This is a genomic window from Psychrobacter sp. CX14 (genome assembly GCF_057396205.2).
In genome coordinates this window covers 692637-712682 of record NZ_CM183187.1, presented here as the reverse complement: position 1 = coordinate 712682, position 20046 = coordinate 692637, and the positions used below count along the sequence as shown (strand labels likewise).

General features: G+C 43.1%; 14 protein-coding genes. 5 read left to right on the top strand and 9 right to left on the bottom strand.

Annotated elements, in window-relative coordinates; all coding sequences use genetic code 11:
• Window positions 1-3 precede the first annotated feature (3 nt).
• The 5 genes from AC2SLO_RS03020 to AC2SLO_RS03000 all read right to left on the bottom strand — a co-directional run bounded on the left by AC2SLO_RS03020 (window position 4) and on the right by AC2SLO_RS03000 (window position 6874).
• On the bottom strand, window positions 4-1404 hold the full coding sequence (locus tag AC2SLO_RS03020; protein ID WP_486543772.1) for a DUF1513 domain-containing protein: 1401 nt from the start codon (window positions 1402-1404) through the stop codon (window positions 4-6).
• A 4-nt stretch (window positions 1405-1408) separates the two neighbouring features.
• The gene (locus AC2SLO_RS03015; protein WP_486543771.1) at window positions 1409-2554 is read right to left on the bottom strand and encodes an imelysin family protein; all 1146 of its coding nucleotides are present in this window, start codon (window positions 2552-2554) and stop codon (window positions 1409-1411) included.
• A 114-nt stretch (window positions 2555-2668) separates the two neighbouring features.
• Complete coding sequence (locus AC2SLO_RS03010) at window positions 2669-4279, bottom strand: di-heme oxidoreductase family protein (RefSeq protein ID WP_486543770.1); 1611 nt, start codon at window positions 4277-4279, stop codon at window positions 2669-2671.
• Between the two features lie 243 nt (window positions 4280-4522).
• Window positions 4523-5986 (bottom strand): imelysin family protein, encoded by a 1464-nt coding sequence (locus AC2SLO_RS03005; protein ID WP_486543769.1) that lies wholly within the window; start codon window positions 5984-5986, stop codon window positions 4523-4525.
• A gap of 231 nt (window positions 5987-6217) precedes the next feature.
• On the bottom strand, window positions 6218-6874 hold the full coding sequence (locus AC2SLO_RS03000; protein ID WP_486543768.1) for a YiaD family glycine zipper/OmpA-like lipoprotein: 657 nt from the start codon (window positions 6872-6874) through the stop codon (window positions 6218-6220).
• A gap of 468 nt (window positions 6875-7342) precedes the next feature.
• Between AC2SLO_RS03000 and yihG the strand changes: the two genes are divergently transcribed.
• From yihG to minE, 5 genes are all read left to right on the top strand, one after another.
• On the top strand, window positions 7343-8305 hold the full coding sequence (gene yihG, locus AC2SLO_RS02995) for a 1-acylglycerol-3-phosphate O-acyltransferase, YihG family (protein ID WP_486543767.1): 963 nt from the start codon (window positions 7343-7345) through the stop codon (window positions 8303-8305).
• Between the two features lie 260 nt (window positions 8306-8565).
• Window positions 8566-9645: a hypothetical protein gene (locus tag AC2SLO_RS02990; RefSeq protein ID WP_486543766.1), complete on the top strand. Its 1080-nt coding sequence runs from the start codon at window positions 8566-8568 to the stop codon at window positions 9643-9645.
• Window positions 9646-9923: 278 nt separating this feature from the next.
• Window positions 9924-10715, top strand: coding sequence for a septum site-determining protein MinC (gene minC / locus AC2SLO_RS02985; protein ID WP_486543765.1), 792 nt, complete (start codon window positions 9924-9926; stop codon window positions 10713-10715).
• Between the two features lie 328 nt (window positions 10716-11043).
• On the top strand, window positions 11044-11856 hold the full coding sequence (gene minD / locus AC2SLO_RS02980) for a septum site-determining protein MinD (RefSeq protein WP_486543764.1): 813 nt from the start codon (window positions 11044-11046) through the stop codon (window positions 11854-11856).
• Window positions 11857-11858: 2 nt separating this feature from the next.
• On the top strand, window positions 11859-12143 hold the full coding sequence (minE, locus tag AC2SLO_RS02975) for a cell division topological specificity factor MinE (RefSeq protein ID WP_486543763.1): 285 nt from the start codon (window positions 11859-11861) through the stop codon (window positions 12141-12143).
• A 188-nt stretch (window positions 12144-12331) separates the two neighbouring features.
• Here minE and AC2SLO_RS02970 read toward each other — a convergent pair whose 3' ends face one another.
• From AC2SLO_RS02970 to AC2SLO_RS02955, 4 genes are all read right to left on the bottom strand, one after another.
• Window positions 12332-12889 (bottom strand): cytochrome b, encoded by a 558-nt coding sequence (locus tag AC2SLO_RS02970; RefSeq protein WP_486543762.1) that lies wholly within the window; start codon window positions 12887-12889, stop codon window positions 12332-12334.
• A gap of 61 nt (window positions 12890-12950) precedes the next feature.
• A complete protein-coding gene (locus AC2SLO_RS02965; RefSeq protein ID WP_486543761.1) occupies window positions 12951-13454 on the bottom strand; it encodes a hypothetical protein in 504 nt (167 codons plus the stop codon).
• A gap of 42 nt (window positions 13455-13496) precedes the next feature.
• The gene (locus tag AC2SLO_RS02960; protein WP_486543760.1) at window positions 13497-14573 is read right to left on the bottom strand and encodes a chemotaxis protein CheB; all 1077 of its coding nucleotides are present in this window, start codon (window positions 14571-14573) and stop codon (window positions 13497-13499) included.
• The gene (locus tag AC2SLO_RS02955) at window positions 14566-20043 is read right to left on the bottom strand and encodes a hybrid sensor histidine kinase/response regulator (protein WP_486543759.1); all 5478 of its coding nucleotides are present in this window, start codon (window positions 20041-20043) and stop codon (window positions 14566-14568) included. Before AC2SLO_RS02955 ends, AC2SLO_RS02960 begins: the two co-directional genes overlap by 8 nt.
• Between the last annotated feature and the right edge of the window lie 3 nt (window positions 20044-20046).

Here is a 20046-nt window from a genome sequence, read left to right as displayed (position 1 = left end):
CAGCTAACTATTGGCTATGGCTAAAGTAGTAAGATGATTATCAAACGCATACGGCTGATGTACTTTATCCGTACTCATTAACACAGGCACTTTGTTACCTTGCTCATCTGTCTGACACTCGATACGGATACTGGTTAGGTGACCCTGACCATCACTAACTAAAAACTGTGGTGACTTTTGATTTGACTCGCGTTCTTCTTTTGAGGCCCCTGTTGTCACGCCAGCACAATCAGCAAGCATGGTATCGTCAATAAGCAGCCCTGTATCTAAATCAAACACAGACGCACAGCCGCTTAGTGGACTGGTTGCGCACAATAAATTGTGAGTTGAATCAATCGCAACACTTGCGATGTAATGGTGGAATCGGTGCCAACCCTTGGTATCGTGTTTAGGGATTTGCAGCGGTGTGAAATTAGCCTCTCCTCGGCTATGCGTTAACACCATCGGGACGCTTAAATGACGTGGACCTTGGAATTGTATGCCGATAGCCACTCGGCCACTGTCATGCATTGCCAGATGACGCACACTCATCTGATTATGCTCAGGAAATATTTGTTCCAGCAATTCACCGGTATGACGATTCAAATAAGCAAGGGACGGCTGCATGCTATCGAGATTTAACTCTTCACGCGAGGCTCGTTCAGTTTTGATACCACCATTGGCAATCACCAAGGTCTCGCCATCCGGATGCATCACAATTTCATGTGGGCCGATACCGTGTGACGCAAATTCAGTGATTTTTTTATAATCTTGAGCAACGTCATAGACACCAATAATACCGCTAAAGTCTTCGGTGTTATTTTCGGTGACGTATAACAAGTCACCCGCTAAACTATAACAGGCATGACCATAAAAATGACGGCCTTCTTCGGCATGAATACTGTGCAGAAGCGTGCCGGTTTGAGCATCCAATATCCAAAACCACTCACCAGGACGACGCCCCATTACGGCCACATGTTGTGCCTTATCTAACTTTAGAGGCTCATTACTGTGTGTAGGCTGAATAAGAATGTCATGCACCCGTTCTGGCATTGTCGTTTGCCAAACAAGTTGCCGAGTTTCATCGATACCTACTACGGCAAACGCATTGGTATTTAAATCCGCCACACCGCTAACCCAACACGGTGCAGTGTTATTCAACAGGACATTATCAACAGTCTCTTTTACCTGAACTGTTTGGGCAACTTGTTGAGTACTAACACTAACATCAGACTCACTATTAGATAATCCCTTTGCCTGTAGCGTACGCATCTTATGCATCATTCCATACGCATAATCGAGCAAACGCGCATTGGGATTGTACTGCTTACGTCCCAAATGATGAGCACCAACCAAAGCGGCTGTACCTAGACCCGATAAGGCTAAGGTTTTGGCACCGGCTTTTAGTGTCTGTATACTCGACATAATATTAATCGCCGTCCGTATCATTAAAGCCCACTTGTACGCCAAGAGTTGGCATTAATTGACGTTTAATGACTTGAGTCAGTTCAGTAAGCTTATCGTATAAGGCTTTTTGTTGCTCGGTATTGGCATCTGCGATATCTTCAGGCAATTCTGCTAATAAACTTGATATCTCCGCCAATAAAGTAGACATCTGATTGCTTATAGTTTCTTGACTATTTTCAGATAAGATAGCGACTAGAGCAGGATCGGTTAAAGCTTTATTGAGCACCGCCACTTTTGCCGTGATAATCTCGCGACTTTGACCAGCCGCATCGGCAGGTAAGTGACCTTTTTTGTTACCCGTTAACCCCAAAGGCTGATCTAATGAGCTGCTCTTAGTCGTCTCAACCAAGGCCAAGATGGAGTTAATCCAGCGGTTCATACCTAGCATACTACCTGAGTCATCGATACCTAATAGCTGAGCCGGCTGCTCCAACCATGCTTGATGCACATTATCTAAGCGATTTATTAATGCGCCGCTCGCACTAATCACATACTGACACTGGCCTGCACTTAGCGTCTCATTAGCATACAGTACTTCCTCTAACCCAGGGATGCCTTGCACGATGGCGCTCTCTGATGCAAGCTCCTCTGGGGTTAGATTAGGATTGGCATCGATTAGGTCAATCACCCCTTGATGCACAAGCCCACGCTCATCTGGATAATAATTAATATAAAGATTACTCATACTATCCATTGCCGGACCAAAATTAACAACCTCGGCACTGGCCCACGCTTTGGCAAGCTCTAGCCACTGTGCGCGTAATGCAGCTAGTTGCTCACTATCAACCGTACCAGTCGCTTGACAGCTTTTGGTTGCTAACTCATTTAATCGTTGGCTTTGCTGCAAAACATTTTGATACGCTGGTAATATCTGATGGTCATTCACTTGAGTCAGATAGCTTTTTGCGGTATCTGCAGATAATTCTATTTTCTGAATACTTGCAGAATTATTGATATCAGTACTCGCTTGTGTCGCCGTATTCGTACTCTTATCACTGTCTTGAGCACGTGTATTTTCTTGTGGCGTTTCTTCAGGCTTAGTGCAGCTCATTAATATACCGGCACTTAAAGCAGATAAAACCATGGCTGCCAGTTGGTGTTTTTTCATAGTGTTCTCAATGATTGTCTTAATCTAATGTTGTCAATTTACAAGGTTGGAGTGGTTCATATTAATCCACTCCCCGCCCATTTACTGTTTCTTTTATTTATTAGCCAGTGGTCGTTATAATGACTCTAAGAAGGCGGTCAATTCCTCACGGCCTTGCTTATCTAACTGCAACACCTTTTTTTTGTGCGGTGCCGCCTCACCGCCATGCCATAAGACCGCTTCCATCAATGTACGTGCCCGACCATCATGTAAGAAGGTCGCCTGCGAATCTACGGTTTGCGCTAGACCCACGCCCCATAATGCAGGTGTACGCCATTCATAAGAAGTCGCTAAAAACTCAACTTGAGCGTCTTTTGGTGGTAGCTTGCCCGCTACAGTACGGTCTGCTAAATCCTCACCCATATCATGTAGCAGTAAATCTGTATAAGGATAAATCACCTGACCTTGCTGCTCAATATGACTATCATCACCTTTTGGTAGCTGATAACGCGGTGTATGGCAGTCTTGACAACCCATGTCATAAAAGCGTTTTTTACCGGCCAGAACATTCTTTTTATCTGCATTACGGCGATGAGGAACTGCTAAATTCTGAGTATAAAACTCAACAAATTTAGCCACGTCATCACTGACTTCAACCGGCGGCTTGCCATCACCTTGATCATCAGCGCCGGTCGTGGCGTTTAAACATTGTGGCTGATTTTTAGTACAAGACTCGATCGGCCGAATGCGTGAGGTCAGCCCCATATCTTCATTAAAAGCGCTCATATTTTGGGTAATAAGGCGGGTCTGACCTGCTTTCCAGCCAAATTTACCCAATGCTTGCTTGCCAGTTTGAGGATCAATTACCCAGTTATATTTACCGCTAATGCCATCTTTATTTTTATCATCAACATCTGCCTGACGCTGAATAGCCTGTGCAGGAATATATTCTAATAAGCCAAGACCTATCATAGGTAGTGCGACCCTTGGTGATACCATTAAATCATCATCAAAGGGACCATAACCAGGATTGATCAGCTGAAAATTAGGACGTCGCAGCGTCTCGACATGACCATCTGCGAATGTCACTGACACATCTTGCCATTTCACGGCTATTTTTGCCTCTGCTGGCACTCCTTGCACACCGCGGTCTTGTAACTGTCCACCGTATACGGCATGGGCAATCTTCTCAACCTGAGACTGCTCTAAGGCTGACTTTTGCTCAGCCGTCGTCGCAGGCATTGCTAACCGAATCAACAAACTATCCGCATCATCGTCAGCCGACATAGGCGCGTGCCCTCGCCCGTCTTTAATATGACAAGACTGACAGGCTGCCACATTGAATAATGCGCCCAGACCATCTCGACTGTCGGTGCTGGCCGGCGCAACGACCCAAGGCTGCTTAAAAAAAGCATTGCCAATAAAGAAATCGCCTTTACGTGACGGCGTGATATTAGAGGACGGCTTAGAGTAACTTTCTGCAGAGGTGATACTAATACCGGTATCCCCGCCCTGCTTAACCTCTTGCGGATCAAAAGTCACAAGTTGGCTATACGGTACGCCGGCGAGTGATTCAATCACTTCAGTTCTTGAACTATCGGCTATCTGTTTGGTTGACTCAGCACTTTTATTATCATCGCCAGTCTCATCGCTTTGCGGCTGACAACCGGTTACCGCTAAGACGGATAAAGCCGTCAAAGAAACGTAAATGGCCTGGGCTAATTTTTTCGTAGAATTTACTGACATAATAGTCGGCTTAAAAGTTGGGATTAATTTAAATAGAAAAATCAGAATCAATAGAAGTATCTATAAAACAAAAACACGCTGCCAACTTTACACTAGCAACGTGTCTCTTAGTACGAATTAGAAGGGTTAATCAGACTTAGATTAACCACTTCTCTAAGACGAATAGGGATCGTTGAATAAACCAAGTTTATTCCTATTTCCAAATGTTTAACATCTGTGTTTTGCCTACTAATCAGTCAATGGCTAGAACTGCGAACCACTGTCTGCATCTAGATTATCGATACCAATCGACTTAGCAGCGTTTTCTAGTTCGCCAGTCATCGATTTTAAATCATTGATAGCCGATTCAATCCAGCCTCGGCGTTTGTTTTGCTCTTCAGCAGAAACGTTTTGCTTGCTCGCTTGACCGACCGTTGCAATCATCTGGTCTACTTTAATACCGTTCTTCTCGCCTTGCTCTACGATGGTATTAAAACTTGATTCAACCTTTTTAAATTCTGCATCCAGTTTTTCAGCAGCTTCCTTTTGGCCGGCATCGATTAAGAACTGTTTGATACCATAATCACCAACGGTATCGCCTGATACGGTTTTGTAATGACCATTAAACACGTTATCAATACCGCGGGCATTATTGGCATAGCTTAAATGCGTCAGGTCGCTAAAGCACTCGTGCTCGTCTTCAGTTGAACCGGTCACAAAAGCGACCTGCATACGCTCTGATGCAAGCTCGCCTAAGGCAAGGCTACCCATTTGATAAAAAATCTGACGTACTGCATTGTCATCACTGCGATCCATCAAGTCACTACGTAGCGTATTACCTGGACCTGGTTCCCACTCAGCAACCATCTCGCTTAAATCTCTTACAAGCAGCTCAGCAGCAGCTTGTAAATATTCACCACGTTTGGCGCACACCGCTGAATCAGCAGGATTACCTTCACCGCTAGTGCATTGCTCGTTGGCCATATAATCTGTCACTGGACGGTTACCCGCACCTTCTGCAACGCCATTAGTGTCTTGACCCCAAAGTAAAAACTCAATCGCATGATAGCCTGTGGTTACGTTGGCTTCACTACCACCTATTTCATTCATTTCGGCTAGCAGCTCAGGTGTAATTTTCGAGGTATCTTGCTCGATACTACCAACCGTGATGCGGTCTGAGTTAATAATGTTGTCTTTGCTATTATATTCGCCGGCATAATCGTCTGAGACATAATCAATTAGGGCTTCATCAAGTGGCCATGCGTTTACTTGACCTTCCCAACCATCCACGCTACCGATGCCTCTATCGTCATTGGCAGTGACAAAACCTTCATCAAAACGGAAAATTTCAGTCTGTGAGTACGGTTGACGTGCGGCTTTATAGGCTGCTTTTGCAGCGTCTAAATTAGCTTGTGTTGGCTCTGCCACTAACTTATCAATAGCCGCTTGTAGCTTTAGGGCTTCATTTAGCGAGTCTTCATAGGCTGCATGCGCCATATCAGCATAGCTATTTAATAGCTTATCTACAGACGCTTGATCATAACTACCCGATGTTTGGTTGGTAGTTTCAGCATCATTTTCCGCAACTTCTACGCTGCTTTCAGTAGTTGTTTCTGCGGCATCTTTCTCTTTAGAGCAGCCTGACAGCGCTAAAGCACTCAAAGTAGTCGCCATCAAAGCAGCGGCTAACTTTGATTTGATAAAAGTATTTTTAGTGGTTAAAGCCATAAGGTATTCTCAAATTTTATTTAATAAAGGGTTTTAAAGTTTTTTGAATGCGCATAGGAATTATAGAGTTATCGATAACTATTATCAATAAGATAATATAAAATCTTAAAAGCCTCTTAAGTGTCTAATAAATCCTCTTTTAAACAAAAAAAATAGGCCAGCAGTTGCTAACCTATTTTTATTATAAACTAAAAGTCTATAAGATATTAAAATAATCTACTTAAATAGTGATTAGTTCATATTTTGTGGTGTGTTGATTTGGATTTCAACACGGCGGTTTTGTTGACGACCTGATTCAGTATTGTTAGAGGCAATAGGTTGAGTCTCGCCATAACCCATAGTACGGATACGGTTTGCAGAAACACCTTGTTGTACTAAGTAGTTAGCAACTGCTTGAGCACGGCGCTGTGATAAACCTTGATTGTAAGAAGAGTTACCAGTGCTATCCGTATGACCTGCAACGTTTACTGTCGTTTGGTTGTACTCAACCATAGTAGCAGCAAGCTTATTAAGCGTGTTGTAGAAAGATGAGTTGATGTTCGTGCTATCATGAGCAAAGGTGATATTGCCTGGCATAACTAGGTCAATATTGCCCGTATTTGGGTTACGATTAACTTCTACGCCAGTACCTGCCATTTGCTGCTGTAACTGTCTTTCTTGTCTTTCCATGTATAGACCAGCTGCGCCGCCAAGTGCTGCACCGATAGCTGCATCACGACCGATATGATCACCGCCGGTTACTTTAGAGATACCGGCGCCCGCTGCTGCGCCGCCTAATGCACCTAATACACCTTTGTTAATAGACTGTTGTCCAGTATTTGGATCAGTAGCACAACCTGCAAGGGCCATTGTTGATGCTAGTGCTGTAATCATTAATTTATTTTTCATAATCAATCCTCAATATAAATCCATAAATTTAACTTCCTATTTACGGTCATCACCGGCTTTGTCGTTGTATAGTTGACTTATAAACACGGTATGTTCGTTAACTGTATAAGTCCCATTATAATAGAAAGCTTTGCTTAATAAAGTTAGCAAATGTTTCAATAGTTATTATGCCGGTTAAAACCTACCTATATGTAATAAATTGTGGTTTTGCTGTATGGCATATATGTAACAAAACATGACTTCTGTCACATACGGTAGTTGTTATCATATTATTTATAAGGATTTGCAGTAGATTGACAGAAGAATTCATCACCATTAACCAAACTCTTTTATGAACAAAAGCAGTATCTCAATTGTTTTTGTGCTTAAATTAGAGGGAGTCGTTGTCATCGTAATGATACTTGGTTTACAATTGTAAACTATCCACCTCCCTTTTTTTGTTTCTAGCATATTACCTTGGTCTGATTTATGAAAACGAAAATAAAAAAAATATATCAACGTCTGCATGATAAATCACCTTTATTAGGCAAAGCTGCCTCTTTGACCACTGCCGCTGGCGTTATCGGTGCCAACACCTTTACCTATGGTCCACCTTTATGGTTATTAGGGGCAACCAAAGTTGCTACCGGCTCAAGTGTCGCTGACACTGCGGTTATCAAGATTGCCAAACATTGGATTGAAACCAATAACAAGCTGATTGATAATGTATTACCCGAAAGAGATTGGCGTATTGAATTGCCTGATGATTTAGAGCAGGACAAACAATATCTGTTAATTAGTAATCATCTGTCTTGGGTAGATACTAGTATTGTGCAGTACATTAGCCAAGGCCGTTTGCCCTTAACGCGTTTTTTCACCAAATTTAATCTGATTTATATTCCATTTGTCGGTCAAGCTTTCTATTTCTTAGACTTTCCGATGATGAAACGCCATACCAAAGAGCAAATCGCCAAAAACCCTGATCTTAAGAGTCGTGACATTCTCGAAGCCAAACGTGCCTGCGAGCTATTAAAAGACAAGCCTTTTGCGTTATTGAACTATCTAGAAGGTACACGCTTCACTCCTGAGAAGCGCGATAAACAACAGTCTCCTTATAAAAATCTATTAAAGCCAAAAGCTGGTGGTATTTCTCTAGCCATTCAGGCGCTTGGTCCTCAGATTGATGGTATCTTAGATATGACCATCGTTTATCCAGATGGTAGCCCTTCTTATACTGACTTATGGAAAGGTAATATCAAGCGCTTGGGCGTTAATGTGAAGCGTATTGATATTCCGCAAGAGCTCTTTACAGCCATTGAGGAAGGTGATTACAATAACGACGAGGCCATGAAGCAGACCATGTATGCGTGGCTCGATAAAATCTGGCAAGAAAAAGATGAGCTCATTACACGTATGAAAGCGGATTTTGAGGACTCAGATAAAACCTCATAATTTAGAGCCGTAACCGTGTTCATTGAGTCATTGATTATCGCTCTGACGCCGTCTCGTTTATTGTGTGCTTATGCCTATCTATATATGATGGGATAAGCACGCTACAAAATAAGCCCTGATAGAATAAAGGGAGTCGGCGTTTCGAACGTCTAAAACAGGTCGAAATACCTTATATACATCCAGCGATTTTATTTAAATATATCAATCTCACCATACCGCAACGGCTAAATACCGCATCCGACCAAAGGCATTTCATACGCATGGCTGATTTAGACACCGAAACAGCGCCGACCCATCCAAATTCAAAGCAGCTACATTCATCAGAGCTTCCACCGCCGCTCAAAAGCAAAACAGCCACTCGTTTGGCGCTACTTTATGACATTGTTATGTTGATTGTTATTGTGATTGATCTAATGATTATTAGCGTAGATTTGCTCTTAATGAGTAAGTTTGTGGCTCAAGTAGCACAATGGATGAATGTGGCATCGTTGCATACGGTTTATACAGAAGATATTCATCATCCGCTTCGAGTGCTTGGCGGCTTTTTTACCATATTCTTAATCGCTGAATTAGCGCTGCGTTGGATATTGTCAATTATTAACAAAGAATATACGCGCTGGTTTTTCTTTCCCTTTGCACACTGGTATGAGGTACTCGGCTGCTTCCCTCAGCTGCGCGCGCTGCGTTTATTACGTGCTTTCTTTATAGGCCGTAAGCTGTATCAATTGGGCTATCAAGTCTTGCCCAAAAAATGGATTGCCACAGGTAAATTCTATTACGATGTGCTTTTTGAAGAGTTATCTGACCGCGTCATCTTAACTGCGACTGGCAATATACGTCAGCAGTTTGCAGATGAGCAGGCCAATCAGCGCTTTCTTGATGAGACATTAAATAAAAATCGTCCTCAAATCCAAGCCATGCTCGCCTCCGTCTTAAAAGAGGAGCTAACCCCTCAGCTCAAAAAGCTTGCGCATAGTGAGGCTACGAAAGCGTTGTCTGTTGAAGTCGGTTTATCAGTGCAGGATGCACTCAATAATACACCTGAGCTGCGCCGCTATCTGCGTATGATCCCAATTGCTGGCGGACTGATAGAAAGTCAGCTACATATGGTGAGTCAAAATATCGGCGAGAACATCACTAATACCCTATTCTCACACTTAACTCAGCCTGAGATTACCGATGCACTAATTGATGAGATCGCTGAAACTATTGCCAATATTAATCTGAATAATCCAGAGCTTGATGCTCTTGTCTCTGGTGTTGTGAACGATAGTCTGACTGCTTTTGAGGAGCAAGTTAAGGTTCAACAGTGGAAGCATCAAGAGCATCTACATCTGTAATCTGGGCTAATATTAAACCTGTCAGCCTTTTACCATGTTCTGCCAGTCGTTTTTGCGACAGTGCCTATTATATTTAACGATGCATATGGATTATCAGATTAACTTTAAAAATATTTGTCTAAAATAACCGACTGACCCTAGACCTCGGCGGGGCGTATTGGTAATCTTAGACAAACAGTTAGACCTTCCTTTTTATTCCAATAATTCATTTGATTACAGACAATCAGTCCAATAAAACCTAATAATAATACGGCTACTTTTATCTTTAAGGATTTGCTATGACCGCTGCAACTGAGACGCCTGCCTTGAAAATGTACGGGAAAATGCTGACCTTTACACGCATTAAACTAGAAACTGCTGACTTAACCGAAATTGAGACATTTCTAGAGTCAACTTTGAGCAATAAGAGCAGTCAAATTCCTGTCATTATTGAAAGTGAAATCGAGCAAGACTTACCTGCTTTAATCGATCTATTCTGGTCTTGGGGCTTACAGCCCATTGGTGTGGTAACCGGTATTTTAGATGATGCCGCAAAAGAGCTACGCTTGGCTATCTTCCCAGGCGATGGCAAACGTATTGAGCGTATTCGCCCTATCAAAAAGGCCGCACCTCAGGCCGCTTCTCAAGCGACCGAAGCAACAAAGGTAGAGGATGGCAGTAGTACAGTTGCGCCTACTCAAGCACAGGCAATTATTAGCGAAGAAGAACCAGAGATTACCGCTAATGAAAGCTTTACTAGCATGATTTATGATCAAATGCTGCGTTCTGGTCAAAGTATTAACCACGTTGGTGGTGATTTGATTTTGACCAATAGCGTCAATAACGGTGCAGAGGTAATTACTGATAATAGCCTGCATATCTACGGCCGTGCGCAAGGACGTTTAGTCGCTGGCGCAACCGGTGATAAAGAGGCGCGTATATTCTGTCAACGCTTTAATCCTTCACTGGTATCTGTAGCAGGGACTTACTGCTTGCATGACAGCATCCCTGAGGAGATGATTGATCAACCTGTGCAGGTACGATTTGTAGAGGGCCAAGGCTTAGTCTTTGAAATCATGAACAATACCTAAGCAAATTAGCCTTAATTTAATTCTACCCGTTTTAATAACACTGCTCGATTAACGTAAGATAGACGATAACTGTTGTTACAGACGTTAAGATTTAACACACAGTATGAAGTTATAGACTCATAAATTAAGCGTATGCTTTGGTAGATACTGTAACTTTACGAGTATCTGTGATAATCTAGCGGGATAAAATTTGACTTTATTAGTGTGTTTGTGCTTCCTTATTGCAACGTTTAATTTGTTGCAAAATAGCTGACAAAAGCACTAAGTGTTTAAAATGGTGATGAGCACCTTTGTGCTCATTTTTATAGATTTATAGGAGTATGCCATAGTGGCAAAGATCGTTGTAATTACCTCTGGTAAAGGTGGTGTTGGTAAAACTACGACAAGTGCATCATTTGCCGCAGGCTTAGCACTACGTGGTTATAAAACTGTCGTCATTGATTTTGATGTGGGCTTGCGTAATCTAGACCTACTAATGGGCTGTGAAAATCGCATTGTTTATGATTTTGTTGATGTGATTTCAGGCAATGCACGTTTATCGCAAGCGCTAGTAAAAGACAAACGCTTAGAAAACTTATACATCTTACCGGCAAGTCAAACGCGAGATAAAGATGCGTTAACTGACGAAGGTGTGGCTGAAGTGATCGAAGAGTTGTCAAAACAATTTGACTATATTATATGTGACTCGCCTGCGGGTATTGAGCGCGGTGCACAGCTTGCAATGTACCATGCTGATGAAGCAATCATTGTTACCAATCCTGAAATCTCTTCTGTACGCGATTCAGATCGCATCATTGGTGTGCTACAAAGCCGCACCAAAAAAGTAGAAGAAGGCACAGGTACCGTACGTGAGCATTTGATTATCAATCGCTATAACCCAGAACGTGCTGCTGCTAAAGAAATGATGGATATAGATACCATCTCAAATGATATTTTGAAGGTGCCCCTACTGGGTGTGGTACCTGAAAGTAATAGTGTTCTTGAAGCCTCAAACCATGGTGAACCTGTTATTCACTATGGTGATTCGACTGCCGGCCAGTGTTATGAAGATATCGTTGCCCGCTTCTTAGGTGAAGATAGACCATTACGTCACATTGATGTTAAGAAGAAAGGCTTCTTACAACGCTGGTTTGGAGGTTAGGCATGTCTAGAAAAAAAGGATTTTGGAGTAACTGGTTTAGCGCAGAAACCAAAAGCTCTGGTAGTGCCAATATGGCGACAGAAAGACTTAAGGTTATCGTCGCTAGTGAAAACCGCTTAAATTCACGTCTCACCTCAGAACGTATTGAGAATATGAAGCGTGAGATCTTAGAAGTGGTTAATAAGTATGTGAATGGTGTACAGATTAACGATGTTAATATTAATCATCGCCATGAAGACAATCTTGATGTATTAGAGATGAATATTAGCTTACCTGAGAGTAAATAACGTCTCTTAGGCCGTTTCTCTTTATTGTTATAATAAAGGGTTCACTACGAACAATACTTTAAAACTCGAGTCGCATTATAAAAGCGCTGTCATTAACTGACAGCGCTTTTTCACTTTCTAAAGTAAAGTCCCATCGTCTACAGTATATTCACATTACTATCAAACCATAAACAGTGACCCAAAGCTGTCTATTTAATCCGAGCTATAATATGGTCTTTCTTAATAAATTGATGCTGAATAAAGCCGATTAAGTGCAGCGCTGTAAAGAACAAGATAGCCGGCCAAATAATATCGGCATGCACATCATTAAAAAAACGGGCCTGCGGTCTATCTGTTACCAACATGGTAGGCAGCTCGAACAGACCAAACATATCGATACTGCGTCCACCATACCAAGTCATTAATATACCCGAAATTGGCATAGCAAATAACAACACATATAATGCCAAATGAGTCAGATGAGACAGTGCAACTTGCCACTTGGGCATAGGCATTGGTGCAGGCGACTGGCTAATAACCCTTGCAATGACTCGAACAATCATCCACAGCAGCAAACAAACACCAAAGGCTCTGTGCAACATCAAATAAGTGGAGCCATCCGAGCTTTCATGCAGGGTTATCATTATCCACAGTAAAACCAGTAATATCGCCCCGCCCCAATGAAAAAAACGCACAGCGCCTGACCACTTTTTAGGCTTAGTCGGCTGTGATTTGTTTAAAGCGGACTCATTTAAGTTTGTGCTCATAACTCACCTATTCGATTATGCTAGAGTGTCATCCATTATCTGACTTAAAGTCTGGCTGCTATTATACGTTTAAATCAGATATTTTATCGGTTGATATCATATGCTCTGATAATGCTACAATATCAGGAACAGCATAAATTTGATGATTAAAAACAACGTTTTGGAGAATATAATCCTCTACCCTATCCCCATTATCCTTTTTGACCTGACTGTTTAAATCATCCTCTGCATCTTTAATATCAGCAATCTTAATATGGTACTCTTCAAGCTCCCCATTGACCAACAAGCCGATGGACTGTTCGGGTGCATGGCCTTGTAGGACAACCAACATCTCAGGGTCACGCCCCCTTTCAGCCAAAGACAATGCTGAGAATAGTAAGACTCGATACGCTTCTTGCTCACATGCGGATGTATAAGATACTGCCTCTACAACCAGACTACTTGGAACTAGCCAATCTGGCGAGCCAGCAACAGAAATGGCTGTGACTGTTAGTCCGCCTGCATTGACGGTCAACAAATCGCTATGCTCAAGCCTTGCCGTATCTGCTAATTTAGATTGGACCATCGCCCTGTCTCCCTGACTGTCTTGATATCAATATAAAAAACATTAAACACTGCTTTGCTGATGGTTAATGTAAGCCGTCAGATAATGTGCCAATTGCAATGATGAACCACGATACTGCGGCAATTTGGTCTCTGTTTGCATCCGCTGTGCTCTACTCGATAACATTTCAGTCGTTTGCTGCCAAATCTGACTGTTATTCTCCTCAAGCTTACCAATATCTAGAGGTCTATCCATTTTTATTTTTACATTCGAAAATAAAACACCAATCAGCTGCTCACCAAAAGCATCACTGCAATTCTCTATCACACTTGACAGACAAGGCGTATTAGCGGTAGACCATTGTTGATCAGTGATAATAGCACGGCCTGTAGAATCATAAACGACCTGAGGCTGCGGTGGTGTAATATAGCAATGACCGGCCTGCATATTCAAAGATACCGAAATCACTTGGCTCTGCCAATGATTATGCTCACTCATCTGCTGTGGTAGGGCATGTACTTTATCGCTATCTGTCGGCTGCGCTACTATCATCGCAACCGGTAAATCACTAGGTAAACAGTCTAAAAATTCAGCGACGGCTTTATTATCCTGCTCAGAAGCCACTAACAGCAATATATATTGCCACGGTTTATAGCTATTATCCTTATATAAGCATTCATTAGAATCCTTCAACTCTGGTTGCGGCAGTGACAGCATACTTGCGAGCTTACGCCTTAGTTTGCGCTGCCATTTCGCATATAGATTCATTTCATTAGGTTGCGGTGCTTGCTCAAAGCCAACCAGCATCAACCGCTGCCGGCTTAACGTATCTCGGCTAGCTAGTGCCTTATCAGATAAGTCCGTATCACCAAATGCGTCCTCTAACCGATGATACAACGCATCATCATATTGACTGTCAACCAACCAAATATCTGCCTCAATCTTTGATGTATCTATCTGATTATGGATAATCTCCGATGGTGCCAAGCATCCTACTAATGTCAGACCAAATTTCGTCAACGTATCCGTAAAGGCTTGTCGCTGCTGCAAAGTCTCAGCGATGACCATAACTCGGATATTAGTCGTCTTATTATTATCAAGTTTGGCAGCTGTACCTTCCAAAATGCTATGATTAACCACCCTGTACTCCTGATGCTTGTTTAATCAGGCTTTGGATAGTGGAAATCAGGAGGGCCTCTTGGAATGGCTTACCTAGATACGCATTGACACCAATCTGACGCGCTCGCTGATGATGTTTATCACCGGTTCGCGAGGTAATCATGATAATCGGTAAGGTATTTAACTGCGGATCATGACGTACGTGCGAGGCAACTTCGAACCCATCCATACGCGGCATCTCGATATCTAGTAGCATTACATCGGGTCGCAAGCTTTGTAGCATTTCTAATGCTTCGACCCCATCCCGCGCGGCAAAGGTTTTATAGCCTTGTCGCTCTAAAATACGTGAGGTTACTTTACGTACCGTCACTGAGTCATCCACAATCAATACTTGTGGTGTGCTGCGCTTAATGGCTTGTTTTTTAGCGCTTACTGAATGGACTATCTGCTGCTGAGCAGGGGCATTGCGCATCAAATCGAGCGCATCTAATATGAGCATTACTGCGCCATCACCGGTAATGGTCGCTGCTGAGAAACCCGTGACATTTGCCAGTGGTCGTCCTAAAGGCTTCACCACCGCATCTATGCGTGAGCCCACGATTTCATCGACTTGTAGTGCCAGTCTTTGTCCTGCCTGATTTTTGAGAATAATGACAGGTAGGCTTATATTGTTGTTTATTGACAGCTCGCTTAGCGATGTACTAGATAATATCTCGTTTAGATAACGCACACGATAATCATTGTCGGCAATCTCAAGCGATCTATCTTCTGATTGATAATAATCGAGTAAACTTTGTGTATTTAGGCGCTCGATACGGTCAATCTGAATCAGCGGCACCGCGAACTTCTGAGAGCCGGAACGGACAACCAAGGCTTCGGTAATGGCAATGGTCAACGGCAATCGTAAAACAAACTCCGTACCCTGCCCAACCTGTGATTGTACCGATACCGTTCCACCCAGTTGACGCACTTCACTTAATACTACGTCCATACCCACGCCGCGACCGGATATTTGAGTCAGGCTACTGGCAGTACTGAGGCCGGCATGGAAGATGTATTGCATCACTTCCATGTCGGTTAATGTGGTGTCGTCTTTATTGATTAGGTTACGGCTGATAGCCTTTTGACGTACCGAATTAACATCGATACCTTGACCATCATCGCTGACACTAATAACAATCTCACCGCCTTCGCGATTAATATCAATCACGATACGCCCTGTATCAGGCTTAGCAGCCTCTCGTCGCTCAGCGGGCATCTCTATACCATGATCGACTGAGTTTCTTAGCATGTGCTCAAGCGGTGCGGTAATACGCTCAAGAACCGTTCTATCAATCTCATCTTGCTCATTGATAATAACCAGTTCTACCGATTTGCCAAGCTCACTGGCGGTCTGACGCACGATGCGCTGCAAACGTGGCGACACTTGCGCGAACGGCATCATACGCGAGGTCATCAGTCCTTCTTGTAGCTCCGTTTGCGTCTGTGATAACTGTAACAATAGCCCTTCGGTATCACGCGCCTTTTCTTGTAAAGTGGCTCTAATATCTAATAAATCTGACGCCGATTCGGACAAGGATTTGGACAGTTGGTTAAAGACCGAGTACTGATCCATTTCGAGTGGATCAAAGTCTGCATCGGCTTTAAGATCATCATCGAGTTGAGAGCGAACCTGAGTTTCAAGCTCAATATCCATACGCCGCAGCTGCTCGGCAAGTCGCTGCACCGTCGACTCCATTTCTTGAATGGTCTGTCCTACACTACTGACACTCAATTCAATACGCGAGCGGTGGATAGCAGATTCACCCGATAGATTGATCATCTTCTCCATCAAGGTTGAGGGTACGCGTATCATCTCACTGCTAGATACTGGCTGCTTTTCTGTCTGCGGAGTGACAGCTAGATGTGCTGGCATTTGACTGATATCACGCAAGCCTAAACGCGCATCTCGCCATTTCTCATAACGATTAATCGCTTCCATATAACCCTGCAACGATACATCTGGAAGCGCTTGCAGTGCATCAGGATGTTTTTTAAAGTCTGCAAGCTTGGTGATTAGTGCATCGGCAGCAGGCGGATTAATGCCATGCTTAATCAGATAAATAGCCTGCTCGAGCCATTCATGAGTGAGTGATAATAGTGGATAGACAGAGGGGGTTATTTGTTGCGGTTTAAGAAACTCTGCATACGCTATTTCAAGATGCTGTGTGACATCAGCGACGCTATCAGCATAGACCATGCGCGCGCCACCATTTAGTTTTTGCAACTCACCTGACAAATGATACAGTGCAGGAGAAATGATATTATCAGTCGATAATCCGCCCTCATCTTGCTGGGTCATATCGCGCTGAAAATCTTGAAAATGTGACTCAAGATGTTCTAAGACCTCATCCGCTTCTTCCAAGAATATCTCAAGAATATCCGGATCTGGAACTCTGCCAGCCCAAGATTCTGATTTTAATCGATCAAATTCTAGCTCAATGGAGTCAACTTCAGACTCTGGACTAGAAGACTGTTCTATTAAATCTGATATTGGCATCACTGTATTTTCTGATGCTAATACACCGTCTAGATAATTGAATGTGATATTAACAGAATCAGTCTCTCCAGATACCTGACTCTCAACATCAACCGTACTATCTTGATATAACTCTGGCGCACTTTGCGGATTAGTGCTTATGGTGCTCTGATTATCTGACTGATTATCGTTAGGGGTTTTCGGTAAGGTCAGCCGGAATCCATCAGGCAGTTCTTTAGCTTTCGATATTGCACGCAGTTGCTTAATAAAGTCGGTCACATAAAAGGACTTACCTTGAGTCGCTAGATATTCAACTTGACTGGCTAAGGTATCTTGTACCGACTGCATGACTTGAATCCAAGCCATATCTGGCGTAATCACGCCTTTTACAAATTGCTCATACAAGGTCTCAGCTTCATGCATCAGCTCGGCAATACTATTAATACCCGCCATACGTGCACCACCTTTAATGGTGTGCAAATGACGCTGTAAAATAGCTATCGCCTCTGTGGACTTAGGATTTTGTTTCCAAAGCGTCAACTGTTGACCGACATCATTATCAATATCTTGAGCTTCTTCTAAGAATATCTCTAACAGCTCAGCATCGGTCTCAATCTCTTCAATTTGCAACGCAGCAACTACAGGCTCGATGCTTATATCTTGATGATTATCAGCTTGGTTATCATTCTCTGGATTAGCTTCAGCGGATTGTCTGCCATCCACAGCTTCTGCTAAATGGCTAGCTTGCTCACTCCAGTATTCTAACTGCTTAACCACTTTATCATCTAGCTTTAACGCCATGCTACCTGCTAAAGAATCTAGCAAACCTGTTAACTCATCATGGCCTGCAATTAACGATTCAATAACCTCAGCATTTTGAGCAAACGCAGGGGTTGCTGTAATCTGTTGATATAGATGCTGTAGTGCGCTAATAATAGTGACAAACTTTGCTGAACCCTGTGTTCGCTCTAATAAAAGTTGACACTGTTGATCTAGTTTGTCCGCGTACACCGCTATCGCCTGAGTATCTGACTGCTCAAAGACCGCCGCAAGCTCCCACTGAGCATCCAAAACATCGTCAACGTGCTTGTCTATTAAATCGGCCACATTAAACGGTATATCCTGCTCGCTCTCCTCTGCTCGCGAGCTATCAAATGCCTCATGCAGCTGCTGAATATCTTGCTGCATCTGCTGCGTCGATGACTGAGACGCAGTGGCTTGCTGCTTATTGATATAGCCTTTAATCAGTTCGACCGATTGAGTGATTGTCTGTAGATGACGCGAAGTCATCGGCTCATCTTGTTGCTGTAACTGCTCTAAACTGTGCTCAACGGTAGCACTGATATCGCTAATCGCAGTTAATGACTGACTACTGGCTGCACCGCGCAGGGTATGAAACGCACGTACAAGATCATCTTCGACAGCAGCGCTTTGTTTGCCTGCTACTTTGGCCAAACTTCGATCGATATCAGCAAGCAGCTCACTGGTTTCTGTGGCAAATACCTGTTGAAGTTCAGTATCTGTATCTTGAGTATCGGTTAGATCCTCGTTTGCCGCTTGCTCTAAGCGTGCATTGGCCGTTGTCATCTCCTCTAATACCAGCTCTGCTGCTGGCATATTGGTCGAGGCCTCTATACTTGTTTCGGCTAAATCTGCCTGTTCGGTTGCATGATTTATAGATAACTCAGTCTTGGTATGCGGTGCTAACTGTGAATAATCAAAATCGGCATCGCTATTTTTTGCATAAATCGTGGCACTCGTCATCCATATTTTCAAACGTTCTGGATAACTGCTTTGTTGTTCAAAGATATCAATCAGAGCAGGATAACCTTCAATCACATCATCGACTAGCTGCACCATACCCGAGGTAAAACCAATACTGCCATCGAGCACGCGGTTGAGCATATTTTCAATCGACCATGCCAGCTCAGCTGTGGTGAAAGCACCGACCATACGTCCTGAACCTTTCAAGGTATGAAAGCCGCGACGTACCTCTGTGATTAAGACTGTTGTATCATCTGTACTATAACTAAGCAGCTGCTTGGCATGGCCAGATATCTCCTGCAATACCTCATAAGCCTCTTCTACGAAAATCTCTTTAATCTCAGGCTCACTGTCCTGCGCATCACTGGGAATATCGATCTTATGAAGAGTAGATTGCAAAACTACTGCGCTATTATTGGTTACTAACTCAGGCTCTGATGCAGGCTGATTGGCTTGGGGGTCTACTTTATTTCCATCAATATCGCTATTATCCGCATCAATCTGAGTTTGCTTAGACTCAATCACATCAAACTCGACATCCGTAAAAGACTCAGGCTCTACAGGGTCAGTTTTTGCTTCAGTTTTAGCGATATAATCTGGATTTAGCTGACGCTCTAATTCGTCGAGCTCGGCATCGGTCATCTCATCATGAATCAAGAAGTCTTCTATATTATCTTCTGTATCTCTTTGATTTTCTAACGTATGTGAAGTAGTGCTGTTCTCTGATGGTGAGTCTGATGATAAAGCATTTTGTGCCAACTGCGCGGGTTGTTGGGCGGCTTCAACCTCATTATTGGATAAAGGTCTTTGCTGCAAATCTAAACGAATGTTTTTAGCGGCCAATAGGTCATGTAGCTGTTGACAATGACCGATGATTTCGGCCTCTTCGTAAGTGCCAATTTTGACATAGTGATGCAGCGCCTGTAGCAAAGACTCACTGGCAGCCAGAGTTATATCGACATAGTCAACAGACAATATCTGCTCTGCCATAGCCGTACTCACCATCTCTAATAGATACGCCAGATTAATAAAATCGACGACCTCAGCCACTTGTAGCTGCTCTAGAAGTTGCTGATAATCAGTAGATATCTCTGCTAAAAGCTCAATAGATGGCGTTTGCTGTAGCCGCTCATGTAGAGCCAGCAGTTGCTCTTTGAGCATAGGAAACAGCCATTCAGAGGTTAGCAATAAATTGGGCGCAGTGCTCATTAC